Raw genomic sequence first — 19822 nt, 5'->3', positions numbered from 1 at the left:
TAAAGACATGTCGCGCATTGGTAAGAACCCCATTGAAATTCCCGCCGGAGTGGACGTCGCTATCGACGGCCAGGACGTCAAGGTCAAGGGCCCTAAGGGCGAATTGAGCCTGACTGTTACCTCGCCGATCGCCGTGGCGAAGGAAGACAACACCATCGTTGTCACCCGGCCCGATGACAACCGCGAAAGCCGTGCACTCCACGGTCTCAACCGGTCGCTCGTAAACAACCTCATCGTCGGTGTGACCCAGGGTTACACCACGAAGTTGGAAATCTACGGCGTCGGCTATCGCGTCCAGGCCAAGGGCAAGGACCTCGAGTTCGCCCTCGGCTACAGCCACCCCGTGCCGATCGAGGCTCCGGAAGGCATCACCTTCGCGGTGGAGTCACCGACTCGTTTTTCGGTCTCGGGAATCGACAAGCAGCTAGTCGGCCAGATCTCGGCAAACATCCGCCGCCTGCGTCGTCCGGACCCGTACAAGGGCAAGGGCGTTCGCTACGAGGGTGAACAGATCCGCCGCAAGGTCGGAAAGACGGGTAAGTAAGAAAATGGCTGAAGCAGTTACCGAAAAGAAGAACCGCAAGCCGGTCGGCAAGGATGCGTCGACGCGTCGTCGCACCGCGACTAACCGTCGTCACTTCCGCCTGCGCAAGAAGATCAACGGCACCGCCGAGCGTCCGCGTATGGCCGTCAAGCGCAGCAGCCGTCACATCCACGTGCAGGTCATCGACGACCTCACCGGTCGTACCTTGGCCGCCGCCAGCAGCATTGAAGCTGACGTGCGCGCCGCAGGTGGCGACAAGTCGGCCCAGGCGACCAAGGTCGGCGAGCTCGTCGCCGCCCGCGCCAAGGCTGCAGGTATTGAAGCCGTGGTCTTCGACCGCGGCGGCAAGGCGTACCACGGTCGCATTGCGGCCCTGGCTGACGCCGCCCGCGAGGGAGGCCTGAAGCTGTGATGACCAACAAGATGATTAACGGAGGGGACCTCTGATGCCCGGACGTCAGCGTGAGGGCGGCAACGGACCCGCCGGAAACACCAACAACAGCAACGACAACCGTGGTGGCGGCGAGCGTCGCGGTCGCGGCGATCGTCGCGACAACCGTGGTCGTGAGCGCGAGGAGAAGAATCACCTCGAGCGCGTCGTGACCATCAACCGTGTGTCGAAGGTCGTCAAGGGTGGTCGTCGCTTCAGCTTCACCGCTCTCGTCGTCGTCGGCGACGGTCAGGGCATGGTCGGCGTCGGCTACGGCAAGGCCAAGGAAGTTCCCGCAGCAATCCAGAAGGGTGTCGAAGAGGCTCGCAAGAACTTCTTCCGCGTCCCGATGATCGGTGGCACTGTCACGCACCCAGTTCAGGGTGAAGCGGCAGCTGGCGTCGTTATGCTGCGTCCGGCTAGCTCGGGTACCGGTGTTATCGCCGGTGGCGCTGTGCGCGCCGTCCTCGAGTGCGCTGGTGTGACCGACGTCCTTGCGAAGAGCCTCGGCTCGGACAACGCGATCAACGTCGTTCATGCGACCGTCGCAGCCCTGAAGATGCTGCAGCGCCCAGAAGAGGTCGCTGCCCGTCGTGGACTGCCGGTGGAAGACGTTGCGCCGGCCGGTATGCTGCGCGCTCGCGCAGCTGCCGCAGCGAACAAGGGAGCATAAGCCATGGCTGAGCTGAAGATCACCCAGATCAAGGGCACCATCGGTACCAAGAAGAACCAGCGTGACAGCCTGCGCACCCTTGGTCTCAAGGGCATCCGCAAGACCGTCACCCGCGAGGACACTCCGATTAACCGCGGCCTCATTAACGTGGTTCGTCACCTCGTGACAGTCGAAGAGGTTTAGTCAATGACCATCAAGCTGCACCACCTTCGCCCCGCACCGGGCGCGAAGACTGACAAGACCCGTGTGGGTCGCGGTGAAGGTTCCAAGGGTAAGACCGCTGGTCGCGGCACCAAGGGCACCAAGGCGCGTAAGAACGTTCCGGCTCGCTTTGAGGGCGGCCAGATGCCGATTCACATGCGCCTGCCGAAGCTGAAGGGCTTCACCAACCGCAACCGCGTGGAGTACCAGGTCGTCAACGTTGGCGATTTGGCACGTCTGTTCCCGCAGGGTGGCACCATCGGCATCGCCGATCTGGTTGCTGCCGGAGCCGTTCGCAAGAACGAGCTCGTCAAGGTTCTGGGCAACGGCGAACTGACCGTGGCAGTCAATGTGACCGCCAACAAGTTCACCGGTTCCGCACAGGAAAAGATTGCCGCTGCTGGCGGCACCGCGACGCAGGCCTGAGCCCGCATCGCATGTTGAGAGTCACTGACCCGGTCAGGTGAGCGACCGCGAACGGCTTTTGGGCCGTTCGTGCCGCACACCTGACCGGTGTCAGTTCTCGAGACTGTTAGAGTTTTCCAGTGGGCGTCCATCGGGGCGCCCGGGTCATTTCCGAGTCGACCGCCAATGCACGATGAGCATGCAAGCGCCCACCGAGTCTGCGGTGCTATAGGAGGAGTTAGTGCTTTCCCCCATCGTGGCGACCTTTAGGACGCCCGACCTGAGGAAGAAGATTTTCTACGCCCTCGGCATCCTTGTGCTTTACCGCCTCGGTGCGACGATCCCGTCGCCGGGCGTGGACTTCAAGCAGATCGAGCGTTGTGTTGACGCGGCTAGCCGCGGCGACTCGGGACAGATCTATTCGCTCATTAACATGTTCTCCGGCGGCGCACTGTTGCAGCTGTCCGTGTTTGCCATCGGCATCATGCCGTACATCACGGCCAGCATCATCGTGCAGCTGCTCACCGTCGTCATTCCGCGGTTTGAGCAGCTCCGCAAGGAAGGCCAATCCGGCCAGAACAAGATGACGCAGTACACCCGCTACCTCACGGTGGCGTTGGCGCTGCTGCAGTCAACCGGCATCGTGGCGCTCGCCGCCACCGGCAACCTACTGCCATCGACCGGACCAAACTGTAATGCCGAAGCGATCCTGAACGACACCAGCATCCTGGGTCTGTCGATCATCGTGCTGGTCATGACCGCCGGTGCCTGCCTCGTCATGTGGTTCGGTGAGCTCATTACCGAACGCGGCGTCGGCAACGGTATGTCGCTGCTGATCTTCGTCGGCATTGCCGCACGTATCCCGGCTGAAGGTCGCACCATCCTGCAGTCGCGCGGTGGCCTGGCCTTCGGTCTGGTCTGTGTCGCGGTCCTCCTAATCCTGATCGCCGTCGTCTTCATCGAGCAGGGCACCAGGCGAGTCCCGGTCCAGTACGCCAAGCGCATGGTCGGACGAAAGATGTACGGCGGGTCGTCGACGTACATGCCGATCAAGGTCAACACCGCAGGTGTTATCCCGGTGATCTTCGCGTCGTCGCTGCTCTACATCCCGCAGTTGATCCTGCAGTTGACGGGTCAGAGTTCCGGCGGTGAGGTCGAGGGCTGGAAGCTCTGGCTGCAAAACAACCTGATCAACCCGTCTAGCTGGTTCCACATCAGCTTCTACTTCTTGTTGATCATCTTCTTCACGTACTTCTATGTCGCCGTGACCTTCAACCCGGAGGAACGCGCTGACGACATGAAACGGTACGGCGGCTTCATCCCGGGTATCCGTCCCGGCAAGCCGACGGCCGACTACCTGAGCTACGTGCTCAGTCGGATCACGTTGCCTGGATCGTTGTACCTGGGCATCATCTCGATCCTCCCGAACCTGTTCATGGACCTTGGTAGCGGTGGAGCAGCCAACATTCCGTTCGGCGGTACCGCACTGTTGATCATCGTGGCTGTCGGCCTCGACACGATCAAGCAAGTGAACAGCCAGTTGATGCAACGCAAGTACGAAGGGTTCCTGAAGTGAGACTCGTCATCCTCGGACCGCCCGGAGCGGGCAAAGGCACACAGGCCGAACTGATGTCCGAAGCACTCGGCATTCCGCACATCTCGACCGGCGACCTGTTCCGCGCGAACATCTCGCAGGGCACCCCGATCGGTGTGGAAGCCAAGAAGTACCTCGACGCCGGAAATCTGGTGCCGCCGGAGATCACCATCAATATGGTGCGCGAGCGCGTCGGTGAACCCGACGCCGCGAAGGGCTTCATCCTCGACGGATTCCCGCGCTCCACCGAACAGGCCGTCGCCCTTGAGGGAATTTTGGACGACCTGTCGGCCAAGCTCGACGGCGTGCTGTCGTTCAAGGTTGACACCGATGTCGTGGTTGAGCGCATGCTCGCCCGTGGTCGCGCCGATGACACCGAAGACGTGATCCGCAACCGGATGGCCGTGTACGACGCTGAGACTGCGCCGCTGCTTGACCATTACGCCGGCCAGGTCACCGAGATCGACGCTGTCGGAGCGGTCGACGAGGTACACCAGCGCGTGCTCGTCGCACTCGGTAAGGCCTGAGTCACCGATCGTGGGTTTTCGTAAACCGAAGCCGGTCCCGTTCAAGAGTGCGGGGGAACTCGACGCGATGGAGGCGGCCGGTCGGGTCGTCGCCGCGGCACTAATTGCGGTGCGCGAGGCTGCCAAGGCCGGTGTGAGTACCTTGGAGCTCGATGCGGTCGCCGAATCGGTGATCCGCGATGCGGGTGCCGTCCCGTCGTTTAAGGGCTACCACGGTTTCCCCGGCTCCATTTGTAGCTCGGTGAACGACGTAGTCGTTCACGGGATCCCGTCGAAGGACGTGGTCTTGGCCGACGGCGATCTGGTGTCCATTGACTGTGGCGCAATCCTGGACGGGTGGCATGGCGACTCGGCGTGGACCTTTGGGGTCGGGGAGTTGACGCAAGCCGACATCGAACTCAATGAGGCGACGCGCCTGTCGATGGAGGCGGGCATCGCCGCGATGATCCCCGATCATCGACTTACCGATGTCTCCCACGCTATCGAGCAGGGCACCTATGCGGCAGCGAAGCAGTTTGGCCGCGAGTTCGGGATCGTCGCTGGCTACGGTGGACACGGGATCGGTCGCGAAATGCACATGGATCCGTTCCTGCCGAATGAGGGCAAACCAAACCGCGGGCCGCGACTGGTGGTTGGTTCGACCCTCGCGATTGAGCCCATGCTGACTCTTGGCACCGAGGACACTACGGTTTTGGAAGACGACTGGACCGTCGTCACAGACGATGGTTCACGCGCTTCGCATTGGGAACACACGGTTGCCGTCACCGCAGATGGCCCACGGATTCTGACGCCAAGGCCCCTATAGATTTTCCCGCAAAGACCCCCGAAATCGGTTCGCCGTTTCGGGGGTCTTTGCGTGCCCGCCCATATTCGGTGCCGCTGGGCATACGATGCTTCCAAGTGGAGCAAGACGTCGGGCAGAATCAGAACGCAGGTGCCAGAAACAATGAGCGACAACGAGTTTGCGAAGCACGACGACGATTGGGCTGGCGTTCCATGGCGACATTGGCTCACGATGGTCGGCGTCGCACTGGTCGTGATCGCGGTGGGTGTGGCGGTATTCCTGGTGGTCCGGGATGCGAATGCGACAAGCACCGGAAGCGTCACCGACCGCTCTGAAGTTGAGCAGGTCTATGACCAATTCGCGGCCGCGGTGCAGTCAGGCGATGTCTCCTCCGCAGGGATCTGCGCCGGTCGTGAGGAAGCGGCCAAGGTATTGACGCAACTCGGCGGTTCACTCGGGGGCCTTGGGACAGCGGGCGGCACGGTCCGGACCAATGTCGAGGCGGTCGTCGTTGACGGCACCGCCGCGCACGTCGAGGGTTCCCTGAATTCGATGGGGACCAATCTGGACATGCCGCTCGATCTCCGCAAGATCGATGGCACGTGGTGCGTCTGGGGTTAGGCGACCGCTTCGATAGCGTCAGCGCGACGCCACCGAACGGCCCCGATGGCCAGAATCGCGAAGGTAAACCACACGTACGAAGACCCGATGAGCTGCTGCCACCATGTCCATGACAGCTCGGCGTCGTGGCCAACCGGCAGCAGCCAGTGCGGGGCGAGCATGAAGAGCACCGTTGCCAGCAGCGTCGCGGCAAGCAAACGCCAACCGAACCGGCGAGTGGAGATCGCAAAACCGGCGATCAGGAGGGCCGGCGCAACCCATGTCCAATGGTGCGACCAACTGACCGGTGAGATCAGCAGCACCGCGGCGGCATTCACCAAAAGTGCCGTAACTAGCTGATCGGCTTCCAGAAGTCGATACATCCACCATGCGGCGAGAACGACGACAATCGCCGACAACCCAAGCCACAGAGCGCTCGACAGGCCCTCGCTCAAACCAAGGCGGAAGACCGCACCCTTAATAGACTGGTTGCCGGCATACCAGGGGGCACCGATGCGGCCGGTCTCGGCCAGCGTGTGGAACCAGTACTTGGTGGAATCGGCCGGCATGATCAACCAGGCGATACCAATGGCAGCGACGGTACCGGCGATCATCGTCGCAGCGGCCCGCCAGTCGCGGCGCAACACAAAGTACAGCAGAAATCCGGCGGGTGTCAGCTTGATCGAGACGGCGATGCCGATCAGCAGTCCGCGCGGCCATTTGGGGTGGCGGCATAGGACGTCGAACGCGATCACTGCCATGAGGACGGCGTTGATTTGCCCGTAACTGATTGTCTCTCGGATGGGTTCGATGAACTCGGCGATCGCCGTGGCACCGATCACGATGCTCGCACGATTGATCACGGACATACCGGGAGCGACCCTCGCCAGTACCAGCCACAGCGTCAAGGCCACCGCGGCGAGCGTCAACGCCAGCAGCAGGGTATCGGCGGCACCGACGGGCATCATGGCGAACGGACTGAAGAAGATGGCCGCCAGTGGGGGATAGGTGAAGGGAAGCGCAATCCCGTCGACGAGCGGCAACGGTCCGTACAGGGAGAGGCCGTCCAGCCACAAGCGTGCACCGGTGCGATACACGTGCAGGTCGAGGTAGCTTTTCCATCGCAAACCGATGAGCGTGCTGACAATCAGCGCGACAATGGCGATGCCGAGAAAAATCCGATCCCGGGTAGCGGGACGGGTCAGCGGGTTTGGCACCGCGCCAGCCTATCAGCGCAGTTCAGATGTCCAGAATCAGTGTGACCGGGCCGTCGTTGACGAGGCTGACGTGCATGTGGGCGCCGAAGGTTCCCGTGGCGACCGTGGCGCCAGCACCACGGAGAGCTTCGACCACCGCGTCGACCAACGGTTCGGCAACCGGACCTGGTGCGGCCGCATTCCACGAGGGGCGCCGACCCTTGTCGGTGTTGGCATACAGGGTGAACTGGCTGACGACGAGGATCGGTGCGTCGAGATCTGCGGCGGAAACTTCGCGACCATGTGAATCGTTCAGAATCCGAAGATTCCAGATCTTGTCGGCGAGTTTGATTGCGGTGGCGGGATCATCGTCGTGGGTGACGCCGACTAGTGCCACTAGGCCGAGTTGTCCATCGGCGAGGTCGAGCCGCCCGACGGTTTCGCCGTCAACAACGACCGACGCGGCGCTAACCCGTTGTACAACACTTCGCATGATCAGCTGAGCTCGAAGACGACGTTCACCGATGCGGAGAGCTGTTGTTCGCCGCTCTCTACCGGCATCGAAGCCGCGTAGGCGGTCATGCGGGGAGCGGGTCCAAAGCTCGGGGAGTCTTCGTTGACCTCGAGGACTTGCCCCAGTGAAGCCCCCGCCAACCGCGCGTACTGATCGGCACGGGCCCGGGCGTCGGCGAAGGCGGCGTCCCGAGCGAGCGAACGCGGTACCGAGGGGTCGTCGATGATGAGCGCAATGCTGTGGACACGGAGATCGTCACCACCCGCGGCGGTGGCTGCCGCCAGAATGGCACTCGCCGCGCCGAGGTCACGGATGGTGACCGTCAGCATGTTGGTGACCTCGTATCCGGAGATCCAGGGTTCATCACCCGATCGATTCTGCGGGTACACCGACAACTGCGATGTCGCGAGATCACGGCGGGCGACGCCCGCACCCAGCAGGGCATCGAGGACCGCTTGCATTGACGCGGCCGCGCGTTCCATCGCCGCGGAGACATTCGGCTCCACCACCGCAACACCAACGTCCAGGCGCATGACATCGGGGACAGCGGCGGCCTGACCGGAACCGGAGACGCTAACGGTGCGACGCTCGGTCACAGGTTCTGCGCCGTGTCGCGCATAACGAGGGCGGTGAGCCAGCCGACCGCGGAGATCACGAGGGCACCGAGAATCGCCGACCAAAAGAAGTTATCGACCTCAAGGCCGACTTTGAACACGTTGTGGGTGAGCCAACTGGTGATTTCCAGCATGAACGCGTTGATGACCAGGTGGATAAGGCCGAGGGTAAGGATGTAGAGCGGAATAGACAGAATCTGCACGACAGGTTTGACGAACGCGTTCACCGCACCGAAGACGACGGCGACGAGGAGGTAGATACCGACCTTCCCCCACCACGAGGTGTTGTCACCGAAGTCGAAGCGGATCCCGGATACCAGCAAGTCGGCAATCCACAGGGCCAGAGCAGTCAGGGCAGTGCGAATGATGAAGGCGCGCATGCCTAACAGTCTTTCACGCGGGATGCATGATGCGCCGGAGTCTTTGACGGAGTGGCCCGTTCTGGCGCAGTCGCGTGGTTCATCCGAATGGAGAACAGACAAATCATTGTGGTCTACCTAACGTGGTTGGTGGCATTTGTGCAAAGCGCAGGTAGGTGACTGGCACCGCCACTGATTTCGGTAAAGGAGCGGTGTCGCACGATGAACCAGTCGCCACAGGGTCGGTCGGTGCGGCGCGTCTACTCCGAGTTTCCGCAGACACCGCACCCGGGGTTTGGCACGACTCCTGGAACTCCATCGCAACCAGTCCCATCCCAGCACTGGTCAGCCGAGTCGCCGGAGGCCCGCGAGGCGGACCGCATCGAACAACGTGTTCGCGATGAGGCAACCGAGCTTGGCACGATCGTTGCCCTCGCCGATGCGTCGATCACGGCCATGCGGTCACGGACCGATCAGGACTTCCGCGAACGCGGCGCGAAGATCACTGCGCGGGTCGAGGCGGCACGACAACAGCAGCTCGACGCGACGATCGCAGACGAACAGTCAACTACCGGGCAAGCTGCCGAAAACGTCGCTTCGGCGATTGACCACCTGGCACCCGGATCGGCCAGCGCGGGCTGGACGGACCTCTGGCCAGTCGCTGACGGACAGCCACCAGCCCGATACTTCCGGGTTGGGCAGATCGCGGGCACCGGCGATCCGGCGGCGGCTCTGGCTCCGCTGCTGTTGGAAGTTGGCTGGTACTTGGAAGGCAATCGCGCCACCACCGGGCATCTTATTCAATCCGCACTGCTGCGTACCGTCACCCAACTGCCGTTGAGTGACCTCACCGTGCACGTCTACGACCCTCGCCTCAGCGGGCTGTCGTCGTTCCTGGCACCGCTGCGGAACGTGCGGAGCGAGTCGCTGCCGGAGGTCGTGCACGATCCGTCGGCCTTCGGGAAGGTCCTCGATGAGGTCACCCGGCTAGCGTTGACCAACGCTGATGCGATTGGTACGCGCCAAGTTCGCGACCTTGGGGAAGCCTGGACCACGGACGGCGTACCGGTTGGCCAGTTCGCGGTCATCGTGGTTTTGGACTATCCGAACGGCATCGATGAGGTAATCCAGGAAGCACTGGTGCGGCTGGCCGACATGGGTCCTGCCCGCGGCGTGAACCTAATTGTGCAACGCGATCGTACGAAATCCGGTGGGCGAGGGGTCAAACCCAGGCTGTTAGCCGAGCGCCTTTTGCCACTGGGAGTGGACGGGTCGCGCTGGCTTGTGCCGGGACTGCCCGAAGCGATCACGGTCGCAGACGAGGGCGCACCGCCTGCCGCGGTAATCGCCGAAGCTATCCGTGGGGTCACCGAAGGCGCTGCCGAGCAACACGGGCCGACGATCCTGTTGGCCGACGTGCTCGCCGAGGCTGGAGTGAACCCTGGCGCATGGACGGAACCGTCAACTGACGCGGTCGAAGCGGTAATCGGTCGTTTCGGTCGGGCACCGATGCGCATCGCGCTGCGCTCGGAGAATCCGCCGCACCCGAACCTGCTGGTAGGCGGCGCGGTCGGTCAAGGCAAGTCGAACTTGCTACTGGACGTGATCTATTCGCTTGCCGCGAGGTACTCGCCGCACGAGTTGGAAATGATCCTCCTCGACTTTAAGCAGGGACTGGAATTCAAGCGCTTCGACCGCGACGAGTCCGGAAGCAACTGGCTGCCCCACGCGCGAATCCTGTCTCTGGAGTCGAACAAGGCCTTCGGCGTGGCAGTTCTGCAATACGTGACCGACGAGATGGTGCGTCGCGCGGCGGTATTCAACGCTGCTCGCTGCAATAGTTTCCCCGCCTACCGGGCTGGGGGCGGCGAACCGATGCGGCGCCTGCTGCTTATTGTCGACGAATTCCAGCTCCTCTTCGACGGGCACGACGAACTCACCGTCGAAGCTGTCCGTCTGTTCGAGACCATCGCAAAGCAGGGGCGCGCGTACGGCATTCACGTGCTGTTGTCGTCGCAGACCGTTTCCGGAATCACCGGACTGCATGTGAAGGGCGACTCAATCTTTGCACAGTTCCCGATCCGCATCTCGCTGAAGAACACCGCCGAAGAATCCGAGGCTGTCCTCTCTCGAGGCAACCGCGCTGCCGCCGATCTGAGCTTCCGCGGCGAAGTCATCGTCAACCGTAACCTCGGCATGGCTACCGGCGGGGCCAACGAACGAGGGATTGTGGCTTTCGCCGAGCCCGAGTACGTCGCACGGTTGCAGGCCGACCTGTTTCAGCGGGCGCATGATGCTGGCTTCACCCGCGAGCCGTGGGTGTTCCTCGGACGCTCGCCAGCACAGTGGCCAACCGAACCGCCAGTCCACAGCCGCCCGACAGCGTGGGTTGGCAGACCAGTCGAAGTTACCGACACGCCGGTTACCGTCGACGTGGCCGACGGCCCCGACACGGGGATTGCCTTGGTGGGGTCGGGGGATGAGCAAGCCGCCACGTTGATCGAGAACTTGGTCGTGACGTCGATCGCGACCCGGTCTGCTACCCGTGTCCTCATTCTCGACGGCGCACCGGTGCCCGGGCCAGCGACGCAGCGACTGCTGGGCCGAGCGGATGTCTTCGCCGCCGCAGGGGTCGAGGTAGTCGCGATCAACGGTGCTGCGGTCCTTGATGAGTTGGAAGGGCTTGCGGCCTCATCGGTGCCGACAGTGGTCGTCACGCACACGCTCCACATGCTCGACCTCAAAGCGACGCGATCGACGAACCCGGAGACCTACGAGGACATCACGGGCTCCTCGCTTCTCACCAAGCTTGCGGAGGGGCGATTGGCACCTGCGGTTTCACTTATCAGCTGGTGGCCGCACGGCCGTGCGATGACCGAGGCGCTGGGCTTCGATCACTCCGGTATCGGCGCCTACCTACTACTGCGGGTGGGTCTCGACGACCTGCGCAGTCTTGCCGGAGTGCACATGCAGCCCTTTACCGAGAGTCCGCGCGTCGGCGTTTTGATCCGGTCCGACGACGCGGGGTGCCGCGAAGTTGTGCCGTTCGACGAACTGACTGATGAACAAGTGCGGTCGTGGCTGGGCGGAGCGGTGCGATGAGTAGCCAGGACCGGGCTTATGCCGAGTACCTCGCCGGATTAGAAACCTTGTCGTCCGCGCAGGCGAGGCTAGAACAGCGCAAGGCGGAAGTTATTCGCCGTGGTGACGAAGAGATTGCGTCGTTCGGACGCCAATGGTCGCAGGCCCTGAGCGCTTTCGATAGTGCCGATGCACATCGGAATCGAGTGGCTCGCGATGTGCAGAACCTACGAATTCGCGTGGGTTCGAAGTCCCAAGTCGGAACGGGGTCACAGAGCGCGTCGCCGCAACGGCATTTCGGTTCGCCTGAGGAGATCCTCCATGCGCTCGACGATGTTGGACGTCGAGTTCAGCGCGCCGGTACCGAATGGGATCAGGCACAACGGTTGCGCGGGTCAACCCGACGACCGCCGCCTCCGCCGCCTCCGCAACCGCCGATGCCGGTCGCGCCGCCGACACCGCAACCGCAGCCGCCGGCCGCTAAACATCGGACCGCGCTCATCCTGGCGCTGGTCGCATTCATCATCGTCGTACTTATCGCGATCTTCGCGGTAGCGCTGTAGCGAGAAGGAGAGAGCAATGCTGAAGCGGGTTTCTCGGCGCGTCACCTATGAAGCGCCGGCACAAACCACTTCTGTCGCGCCCACCGTCGTACATACGGGTACCGGCAGCCAAGAGCGGATTGCGCGGCAGCGGACGCGAAGTTTAGAGCTGGTGCAGACCATTACTCGGCTGGATACGGCGACCGACCCGACCGTTTATCGGCAGTTGATCGAGTGGGTGAAAGCCGACTACGACGCCCGCCAAGGTGGCATTCCAATCGGGCTCTTCGCCAAGTGCTATCTCGGGCCGCCGTTTATTGATCACCGGATGACGCTCATGGGCAACATTTGCGAGCACTACAAGCCATCGGACGTGCCACCGCACCCGTATGGGCAGGCGCGCGGGCTGGTGAGGTCGGGCGCATACGAATTCATCGAGTTCTATTCGGATGGCTCGATGGTTGCGATCATGCCTGACGGTCGGTCCGTCGAAGTGGCGGCAAATCAATCGAGCACGCTGCGCCCAGGTAACACTTCCGGCCGGTAACGAGCTTTCACTAACACCACGAGCAACAGATTAGAGAAGGGGAGCGAAGTGGCCGATTACGATCCTGGATTGCATCGCGCAATTAGCCAGGTCAGTCGCAATGTGCTCGCACTGAGTAATCATCTTGGTTCGGTCGAGATGTCAGTCGATGCCATCGGTGCCGAGGTCGGATCGATCAGTGCAGACATGTCTTCTACGCGGGCCGATCTTGCTCAACTGGCGGCAAGTTTTGAGAAGTACGTGCTCAAGGCCGAACGAGTGGCGGCGTGGCAACGCTCCGAGACCGTAATCGGGAATGTCAAAGCCGAGTTGGAACGCGAGTACGGACACTACAACAAGGTCCGGCTCAGCACCGTCGGCTTGCTCCAGGCATTCGACGTTGGCAATGTCAGCGAGCGCATGGCGCAACAGGTCAGCGAAGAATTGATGATCCAGACTCCGAGGTACTGGCTGGCACCTGCGCTCGTGGCGATCGCTGCGTGGTCGCGCGACGACAAGTCAGTCGCCGATAAGTCGGTCGCCGAGGCCTTTCGGCGCGACCCAGCAAAGACCGGTCTGTTCTTTGCTCTGGTGTTACGTCGGCAGGGCCGCATGGAGGCGGCGACCCGATGGCTGCGGCACTACCTGCGGTCCCTCGATCCGCGGAGTTTGACGCGCGAGTTCGCGATGATTCTCGAAGCAACCTCGCAGGAGGCGTTTGGAGCTCCGGGTCGCGCGATGGTGGCCGAGCAACTGTTGGAGTGGAATTGTCAACTGCGCGAGGACCCCGCCGTAACCGACCAGCAGGTCGGAGTGTGGGGTAAGGAGATCGCGATCCATCGCGGTGTTCTGGATCAGTCACAGTATCCGCATTTGGCGAAGATTACCCCCCAATGGCCTGCGGTCGCCTCGATGTTGGAGCATGCTTCCGCGCATCGGAACGTGATCGAGAAGTACCAGGGAGTTCGCGATACTCCGGTGTACTTGAACCCGAATGTTGCCGACCGACTTGACGAGATTCTGGAAGTTCTCGTCAGCGAATACGACACGGAAGAACTCCCGTTTGCCAGGGAGGTGATCTACCACGAGGCTGTCATCGAATTTGAGGGCGACGAGGAACGCGCAAAAGAGACTGCTGCCGCGCTGAGCGAAGCCCTGGAGGAAACGCTGGATCTCGTGACCTTGCAAACCCAGACGGCCTTGCGTCCGGAGTTGATGGGCACGTCGGTCAGTACTCAGCAGGTGGCTATCGGTATCGGGCGCAACGATTTCGCGACGGCCATCGACCGGTATGACGCCTCATACCGCGCGAACTATGTCGATGACGTCGACATCATCCTCGACGGCAAGCATTCCGAGTTCGCGATCAACCTCGGATTTGTCGGTTGGCAGTCGAATACTGCTGTGCCGCAGCAAGAATCAGAACAGTCGCTCGCTGCTGCGTGGGAGCAGACAATGCGGGGCTACCTCGAACGGGTGCGGTTGAAGCCGACCACCTGGGTCATTGCCGGTGCTATCGCCTTTGTCGGCCTGTTGCTGTTGATCGTTGCCCCCGGCGCGTTTACCGCAGTGCTGTTCTTCGCAGCACTTGCCGGGGCTGGTGGTTGGGCCTACCTCCGCAAGCGAGAGGCGGACCGTCGGACGGCCGAAGCGCTCGCCATGCGTGACCAAGCGATGCGCTTTTCGATTGACGTCTTTAGAGCCGCCGTCGCCGAGTTTGTCGATGCGAAGCTTTGCTACCAGGAGGAAGACGCTTTGGCTGCAGACCTTGCGAAGTTGGTTAATACCTGGCCTGTCGACGCCGGAGTCCGAGTCAACGAGGGAGTCGCATAGTGACGAATCCCCAGCGGCCGAATCCCCAGCCGCCGAATCCCCAGCGGCCGAATTCGCAGGGGCTGAATTCTCGCGGCCCGCATGCGCCAAGCCCGAACAATCAGCGGCCAAAGCCCCAAGGGCCGCCACAACCCCAAGGGCCGCCACAACCCCAAGGGCCGCCACAACGAGGGCCACATTTGGCGCAGTCTCATCCGGCACAACCGGTGGCCGAACGGCCGTCGATGAGGCCTCCGGCGATCACCAACTCGGATCACGCACAGCCGATGCCTCAGCCGCCTGCCCCGCAAGCTCAGCAGCCCCTGGTTCGCAGGCCAGCAAACAACCGGTTCCTGCCGCCTTCGGGGCAAGGTGAACAACCGGTGGTCGTGGTATCGCGAGACTTTGCCAAATCGTCCCAACGAAAAAAGCAAGCTACCAACATCGGTCGCAAGCGTAAGCTCGCCGGCAGCCTTCCCGATTGGGACCTGCTTCCGCCGGGCGAAGCAATCGTCAGTCGAGGCGGAGCCAAGCGGCCATGAGCGATAGCCCCTACGAACTGTGGGTGGTGACGTTGCGGACCTGGTCGCGAGATCCGTCGACGGACTTATCGCGACTGCCGACGCTGGCAGTTGACTCGTTCCCTCCCGGTGCATACGAGAGGTTTTTCCGCCATGTCGGGGAAGCCATCGATGCAGTGAACTCGGCGGCTTCGTCCCAATTGGATCGGGACATCGGTGCCGCACGCAATCCGCATGAGATTGCCGCTGCACTCGTGGCAGCACGACCGAAGCTTGCCCGCCGACTGCAATTGGCGCGTCACCCGGGACTCCCGAAGCAGATCCGTGAAGTTCTGGAAACTGCCGCGGCCAAAGATATCTCGCGTATGCAGGCGGAACTGGAAACGATGGCAGCCTCTTCCGTAAGCCGTTACGGAAGTGACCGTTTAGCCAGCGAACAAATGCTTCACCTCGTTCGTCAGAATCCGTTGACCGCAGTCTTGCAGGCCGGTGCCGGGATGGCAGCGGTGACCAGCGCGCCCGTGCAGCCGAGTCCGGTGCCGCAATCGCCGCCGTACGGCGGCCCGCGTGTGCGACGACAGATCTACCGCGGCCCCATCAATAGCTAGGAAAGGCGTATGTAATGCCCAATCGGGCCGACACAGCTGATCAACTCAATCGGTTCTTCATGGCGCGCGTACCGGTCGTGATCGTGCGGACCAGCGAGTACGCACGCGCCATCGATCTCGTGTCCGAGACCGCGCAGAGGTTCGGACAGATGTCGTTCTATCTCCACTCGCGGGCCAAGGGGCTTAGTGAAGTTGGGTCTAATGTGCCCGTCAACGACGACCGCTCGTTTGTCGGTGCACTCGACTTCGCGACGTCAACATTCTTGGGCCGCGCGTACGCCAACTTCATCTTTGCCGACCTGGACGACATCGAGGACGACTCGGCCACTGCGCGACACCTTGCGGAAATGGCGCGACTGGCAGAAGAGCGGCAAGGGTCGCTGATCCTGATCTCCGACAAGCCAGTCTGGTCGGGGCTTGCCAGGCTCGGAATGGCAGTCACCCTGGATCTGCCCGAGCAAGATGAACTGCACTTCCTGGTTGACAGCCTCGTCAACGAGCATCGCGGTTCCAACATCGTCATCGAATGGCAGCACGACGAGGTGCGCCGAGCCGCTGAGATCCTGGTCGGGGTCGCCGAGACCGAGGCCGTCAATATGGTCACTACGTTGCTGGCGAAAGGCTCGCTGGAAGTCCGCGACGTCGAGCAGCTCTCGCAGTACAAGGACATGATCTTTGGCGATCGCAGTGGTATCGAACGGGTGCTGTTGAACGAATCCGACTACCAGGTCGGCGGCCTGTCGAACTTGCGGGCGTGGCTCGCCAAGCGCAGTGTCATGATCCGCGCCGACCTCACGGGTAGCAAGGTCCGCCCGCCCAGGGGAGTGTTGTTGGTTGGCGTGCCGGGTTGTGGAAAGTCATTGAGCGCCAAGGCAATTGCAGCGGAATGGCACCTCCCGCTGTATCGGCTAGATATGGCGTCGATCCTCGGTATGTATGTCGGGGTCTCCGAGAATCGATTGAAGGAAGCGCTCGAGACCGCAGATCTTGTCTCACCGTGCGTGCTGTGGATCGACGAGATCGAAAAGGCCTTCGCAGGCGGTTCGGGTGATTCGGGGACCACCCGACGCATGATTGGGCAGTTCCTGTTTTGGCTGCAAGAGTCCACCTCGAAGGTGTTCCTCGTCGCCACCGCTAACGATGTGTCGTCGCTGCCGCCGGAACTGTTGCGCAAGGGCCGGTTCGACGAGATGTTCTTCGTCGACCTGCCCGACGCCGACGATCGGCGCGAAATCTTGACTCTCTCTTTCGCGCGCTACCTGCGGACAGAGCCATCGCCCTTCGTGCTCGACGATCTGGTTGAGGCAACCGAAGGATTCGCCGGTTCAGACATCGACGCCGTTATGAACGATATCGGCGCCAGCGTAGTCATCGGCGAACTGGATCCTCGTGACGAGGTGGCCATCAAGTCGGCGTTTGTGGGAGTAGTGCCGTTCAGTCGGTCGAATCCCGAGGACGTTGAGGCGATCCGTGCTTGGGGCCGGGAACGGGCCAAGCCTGCCGGACGCGTCGCCGAAGGGCAGGGTTTTGCACCGCCGCATGGCCACGGCCGCCGTGTTGTCCTCAGCCACTAACCATTTCATTCAACTGCGAGGCATCAGATGTCAGAACTTCAGCAACTTAAACAAACCCTCAACTCGATTGCGCAATCGACCAAGCAGATCGCCGGCGAACTGGGATCGTTCGAGCGAAAATTCCAATCTCAGAGCAATCGTGTCAGTCAAGCTATTGGCGGCAGCGCGCAGCGCAAGGACCGGGAGGTCCTTGAAGCACTGTCGAAGGCAACGCGGGACGCGAAACAGGCCGAGGCTGCACTTCAAAATGCGGCCCGCGTCGCCTCGCAGTATGGCGCGTCGCTGTAACTGGGGGAACCAAGGATGACTACTCACGCCAGTCCGCAAGAGTATGAGCGCCTCGCACGGGATCTGATGGCGAAAGCTGGAGCCTGCGACGAGTTACGCAATCGGTTTCAAGATCGAGTGGCGGCGGTGAAGCCGCTCTCGGATCAGTGCAACCGGCTGGTTCGGGGAACGGCAACCGGTGACGACCTCCAGATGCTCAACACACTTAATGCTCTGGTCAAGGCCGCCAATGACGGGATGGCGCGGGCGGCGGCGGCCGCTGCGGAACTCAAGCGTCAGGCCCAAGCGGCTCGCGCGCGTGCCCAGCAGGCCGCACGGGAACAGAGTGAGCAGCGACAGCGGGGCGGAGGCCACCGATGAGCTCGGAGATTCAGGAACTGGCAGGCAAGCTGCAAAGTCTCGTCGCGGTATCCACCCCGGGTGTTGACGCGTTGGCCGCCCTCAAATCCGATTGCCTCAGCCTGCACGACGAGGTGGTGGCGGCAGCGATGCCCGACGTTGATTTACGTCGCGCAGCTGATCTGTTGAGTGCTGCCGGGCAGGCGGCCACGAAGGCGGCCGGTCATCTCGATGAATTTGGTCGCGGTGGCGGAGCATTTGCCGATCGACTGGCGCGAGCCGAGACGGCGAGGTCCGTCAGCGATGCGGTGAGCGCATTAGGGCATGCGGTCGCCGGTGTCGCGGTAGTCGGCGCAATGGTGGGCGGACTCGTCGGCCCGGTCGACAACCTGATGGATGCATATGCAGCCAACCGCACGGGTGATTCAGAACAGGCCATGGATGCTCTCAGTCGCATCGACGTGAACGACGCCGCTCCTGACCCGGAGCCGACGGTACCGCGCAAGCCGAGAGGCTCGGGCGATGGTCGCTGAGGCAGCCACACGGATTACACATCAACGAACAGAATGCCTGAAACAGGAGACGGGATACTAGCCATGGGTTTCGTTCTAGCGTTAATTGTCCTATTGATCGTCGGGCTCTTTGGGTCCGCGTATGCCCTTAGTTTTGCCGCGCGCCGGCAGAAAGACGTCGTCGTCATGGCACGGCCCGACGACGTGATCGCCGTCATTGAGTCGGCTTTCGGCGGCGGGATGCTGTGGCGAGAGGTTTATGGCCGTGGCGCCTGGAACTTTGAATGTCGCGGGATGGGAATCAGTTCGATGTCGATTAGCACCAAGCCGGTGATATCGATCGACGCATCCGATCACGGTCCGGCCGGAGTCCTGGTGTCGATGTGGATGTCGGAGTACGGATCGGCATGGGGCCAGGTGGGCTGCGCCGACAGGGTGGTGTTCAAGAGGCTCAAGGTGGAGCGAGCGCTGAAGGCGATCAGCATGGGCATGCCGCAGCAAGGGGTGCCACAACAGGGGATGCCGCAGCAGGGGATGCCACAACAGGGGATGCCGCAGCAGGGGATGCCACAACAAGGGATGCCACAACAAGGGCACCCCGCAATGGGTCAGCAGTACGGAATTATGCCGAGCCCGGGCCCGCACTCCGGTCAAACCGCCAACCAAAACCCCGGCCCCACGTTCGGTCCGGGAGCTGGAACACCCGGGGGGTCGCAGCCCCATCGACCGTCATTTAGTCCTCCGTCGAACCACCCGTACGGTCCGCGGCGATGACCAGCATCGGCGCAGTTTGGGCATAGCCCAACACTCGCGTACAGTAGAACGTCGGTGCGTCGTGCGGTCACGCATGCCCGCGCCCGGTGCCTCGCAGCACTGGACAGGGCGATCGTTCGATATCGCCACCGTAGCGGATAGACGAAGCTGAAGTCGGTAGATACGGGTGAAACCGGTCGCCGGAGAATCGCGGAGGATATGGCGAAGAAAGATGGGGCCATTGAGGTCGAGGGTCGTGTAGTCGAGCCCCTACCCAATGCGATGTTCCGCATTGAGTTGGAGAACGGACACAAGGTCCTTGCACACATCAGTGGAAAGATGCGGCAGCACTACATCCGCATCCTGCCTGAGGATCGAGTCGTCGTAGAGCTGTCGCCCTACGACCTCAGTCGAGGACGCATCGTCTACCGGTACAAGTAACCCTCGTGCGGGGAGTACCGGGACGACGCGTCGTTTCGTGCTGCCCGAACACTGTGCCGCCACACCATGGCACAGCCACTGAAAGATAAAAGGGAGAAGCTGACGTGAAGGTCAAGCCGAGCGTCAAGCCGATCTGCGAGAAGTGCAAAGTGATCCGTCGTAACGGCCGGGTCATGGTGATTTGCGAAAACCTGCGTCACAAGCAGCGTCAAGGCTGATCAGCTTCCGCAAGGATCGCTTGAAAACCACAACTGAATACACGTAACGAGAAGAACTCCCAGAACTAGCATTCGCAGACGCGTGAATGCCGACCCCCGGTTCAGAGGCCGGGGCCTGGCGCAGAGTCCAGGACGGACCGGGAGCAGACCTCTGAAAAATGATTAG

General features: G+C 62.1%; 25 protein-coding genes. 21 read left to right on the top strand and 4 right to left on the bottom strand.

All coding sequences use genetic code 11. The annotated features are described in order from the left end of the window. Positions 1 to 7: 7 nt before the first annotated feature. The 9 genes from rplF to WBA38_RS16635 all read left to right on the top strand — a co-directional run bounded on the left by rplF (position 8) and on the right by WBA38_RS16635 (position 5779). Positions 8 to 544 (top strand): 50S ribosomal protein L6, encoded by a 537-nt coding sequence (rplF, locus tag WBA38_RS16675; protein WP_424293571.1) that lies wholly within the window; start codon positions 8 to 10, stop codon positions 542 to 544. A gap of 4 nt (positions 545 to 548) precedes the next feature. Beyond that, entirely contained in the window at positions 549 to 956 is a 408-nt protein-coding gene (gene rplR, locus WBA38_RS16670; RefSeq protein ID WP_424293570.1) for a 50S ribosomal protein L18, read from the top strand. A gap of 34 nt (positions 957 to 990) precedes the next feature. After that, positions 991 to 1647 carry a 30S ribosomal protein S5 gene (gene rpsE / locus WBA38_RS16665; protein ID WP_424293569.1) on the top strand — a complete coding sequence of 219 codons (657 nt, stop codon included), beginning with the start codon at positions 991 to 993 and terminating at the stop codon, positions 1645 to 1647. Positions 1648 to 1650: 3 nt separating this feature from the next. Further along, positions 1651 to 1830: a 50S ribosomal protein L30 gene (gene rpmD, locus WBA38_RS16660; RefSeq protein ID WP_161897451.1), complete on the top strand. Its 180-nt coding sequence runs from the start codon at positions 1651 to 1653 to the stop codon at positions 1828 to 1830. A gap of 3 nt (positions 1831 to 1833) precedes the next feature. Continuing rightward, positions 1834 to 2274 (top strand): 50S ribosomal protein L15, encoded by a 441-nt coding sequence (rplO, locus tag WBA38_RS16655; RefSeq protein WP_424293568.1) that lies wholly within the window; start codon positions 1834 to 1836, stop codon positions 2272 to 2274. Between the two features lie 220 nt (positions 2275 to 2494). Further along, the gene (secY, locus tag WBA38_RS16650) at positions 2495 to 3829 is read left to right on the top strand and encodes a preprotein translocase subunit SecY (RefSeq protein WP_424293567.1); all 1335 of its coding nucleotides are present in this window, start codon (positions 2495 to 2497) and stop codon (positions 3827 to 3829) included. Beyond that, positions 3826 to 4374, top strand: a complete 549-nt coding sequence (locus tag WBA38_RS16645) for an adenylate kinase (RefSeq protein WP_424293566.1) — start codon at positions 3826 to 3828, stop codon at positions 4372 to 4374. The genes secY and WBA38_RS16645 overlap by 4 nt, the downstream gene beginning before the upstream one ends. Positions 4375 to 4384: 10 nt before the next feature. After that, entirely contained in the window at positions 4385 to 5179 is a 795-nt protein-coding gene (gene map, locus WBA38_RS16640; protein ID WP_424293565.1) for a type I methionyl aminopeptidase, read from the top strand. 141 nt (positions 5180 to 5320) lie between these two features. Further along, the gene (locus tag WBA38_RS16635) at positions 5321 to 5779 is read left to right on the top strand and encodes a hypothetical protein (RefSeq protein WP_424293564.1); all 459 of its coding nucleotides are present in this window, start codon (positions 5321 to 5323) and stop codon (positions 5777 to 5779) included. Here the strand turns inward: WBA38_RS16635 and WBA38_RS16630 are convergent. Genes WBA38_RS16630 through WBA38_RS16615 form a run of 4 tightly spaced genes read right to left on the bottom strand, consistent with a single transcriptional unit; the run spans position 5776 to position 8462 of the window. Beyond that, complete coding sequence (locus WBA38_RS16630; protein ID WP_424293563.1) at positions 5776 to 6975, bottom strand: glycosyltransferase 87 family protein; 1200 nt, start codon at positions 6973 to 6975, stop codon at positions 5776 to 5778. The two genes, WBA38_RS16635 and WBA38_RS16630, sit on opposite strands and share 4 nt — an antisense overlap. A 22-nt stretch (positions 6976 to 6997) precedes the next feature. Next, positions 6998 to 7447 (bottom strand): D-aminoacyl-tRNA deacylase, encoded by a 450-nt coding sequence (gene dtd, locus WBA38_RS16625; RefSeq protein WP_424293562.1) that lies wholly within the window; start codon positions 7445 to 7447, stop codon positions 6998 to 7000. Between the two features lie 2 nt (positions 7448 to 7449). Beyond that, the gene (locus WBA38_RS16620; RefSeq protein WP_424293561.1) at positions 7450 to 8064 is read right to left on the bottom strand and encodes an SIMPL domain-containing protein; all 615 of its coding nucleotides are present in this window, start codon (positions 8062 to 8064) and stop codon (positions 7450 to 7452) included. Beyond that, on the bottom strand, positions 8061 to 8462 hold the full coding sequence (locus WBA38_RS16615) for a phage holin family protein (RefSeq protein ID WP_424293560.1): 402 nt from the start codon (positions 8460 to 8462) through the stop codon (positions 8061 to 8063). The genes WBA38_RS16620 and WBA38_RS16615 overlap by 4 nt, the downstream gene beginning before the upstream one ends. Before the next feature lie 201 nt (positions 8463 to 8663). Between WBA38_RS16615 and WBA38_RS16610 the strand changes: the two genes are divergently transcribed. The 12 genes from WBA38_RS16610 to rpmJ all read left to right on the top strand — a co-directional run bounded on the left by WBA38_RS16610 (position 8664) and on the right by rpmJ (position 19656). Next, positions 8664 to 11543: an FtsK/SpoIIIE domain-containing protein gene (locus tag WBA38_RS16610; RefSeq protein ID WP_424293559.1), complete on the top strand. Its 2880-nt coding sequence runs from the start codon at positions 8664 to 8666 to the stop codon at positions 11541 to 11543. Next, the gene (locus WBA38_RS16605; protein ID WP_424293558.1) at positions 11540 to 12085 is read left to right on the top strand and encodes a hypothetical protein; all 546 of its coding nucleotides are present in this window, start codon (positions 11540 to 11542) and stop codon (positions 12083 to 12085) included. Before WBA38_RS16610 ends, WBA38_RS16605 begins: the two co-directional genes overlap by 4 nt. A 16-nt stretch (positions 12086 to 12101) precedes the next feature. Further along, positions 12102 to 12611, top strand: a complete 510-nt coding sequence (locus tag WBA38_RS16600) for a hypothetical protein (RefSeq protein WP_424293557.1) — start codon at positions 12102 to 12104, stop codon at positions 12609 to 12611. A 48-nt stretch (positions 12612 to 12659) separates the two neighbouring features. Next, positions 12660 to 14423 (top strand): hypothetical protein, encoded by a 1764-nt coding sequence (locus tag WBA38_RS16595; RefSeq protein ID WP_424293556.1) that lies wholly within the window; start codon positions 12660 to 12662, stop codon positions 14421 to 14423. A gap of 517 nt (positions 14424 to 14940) precedes the next feature. Then, on the top strand, positions 14941 to 15531 hold the full coding sequence (locus WBA38_RS16590; RefSeq protein WP_424293555.1) for a hypothetical protein: 591 nt from the start codon (positions 14941 to 14943) through the stop codon (positions 15529 to 15531). A gap of 14 nt (positions 15532 to 15545) precedes the next feature. Further along, positions 15546 to 17105 (top strand): AAA family ATPase, encoded by a 1560-nt coding sequence (locus WBA38_RS16585; protein ID WP_424293554.1) that lies wholly within the window; start codon positions 15546 to 15548, stop codon positions 17103 to 17105. A gap of 27 nt (positions 17106 to 17132) precedes the next feature. Next, complete coding sequence (locus WBA38_RS16580) at positions 17133 to 17393, top strand: hypothetical protein (protein ID WP_424293553.1); 261 nt, start codon at positions 17133 to 17135, stop codon at positions 17391 to 17393. Positions 17394 to 17408: 15 nt separating this feature from the next. Next, positions 17409 to 17753, top strand: coding sequence for a hypothetical protein (locus WBA38_RS16575; protein WP_424293552.1), 345 nt, complete (start codon positions 17409 to 17411; stop codon positions 17751 to 17753). Next, positions 17750 to 18265: a hypothetical protein gene (locus WBA38_RS16570; protein WP_424293551.1), complete on the top strand. Its 516-nt coding sequence runs from the start codon at positions 17750 to 17752 to the stop codon at positions 18263 to 18265. The genes WBA38_RS16575 and WBA38_RS16570 overlap by 4 nt, the downstream gene beginning before the upstream one ends. A gap of 63 nt (positions 18266 to 18328) precedes the next feature. Next, the gene (locus WBA38_RS16565) at positions 18329 to 19018 is read left to right on the top strand and encodes a hypothetical protein (RefSeq protein WP_424293550.1); all 690 of its coding nucleotides are present in this window, start codon (positions 18329 to 18331) and stop codon (positions 19016 to 19018) included. Positions 19019 to 19216: 198 nt separating this feature from the next. Then, the gene (gene infA, locus WBA38_RS16560) at positions 19217 to 19438 is read left to right on the top strand and encodes a translation initiation factor IF-1 (protein ID WP_003418601.1); all 222 of its coding nucleotides are present in this window, start codon (positions 19217 to 19219) and stop codon (positions 19436 to 19438) included. 104 nt (positions 19439 to 19542) lie between these two features. Next, a complete protein-coding gene (gene rpmJ, locus WBA38_RS16555; protein ID WP_026917227.1) occupies positions 19543 to 19656 on the top strand; it encodes a 50S ribosomal protein L36 in 114 nt (37 codons plus the stop codon). The last annotated feature ends 166 nt before the right edge of the window (positions 19657 to 19822 follow it).

This window comes from Gordonia sp. (in: high G+C Gram-positive bacteria) (assembly GCF_049647785.1).
In the GTDB taxonomy this organism is placed as follows: domain Bacteria; phylum Actinomycetota; class Actinomycetes; order Mycobacteriales; family Mycobacteriaceae; genus Gordonia.
This window is presented reverse-complemented; position numbering and strand designations above follow the sequence as displayed.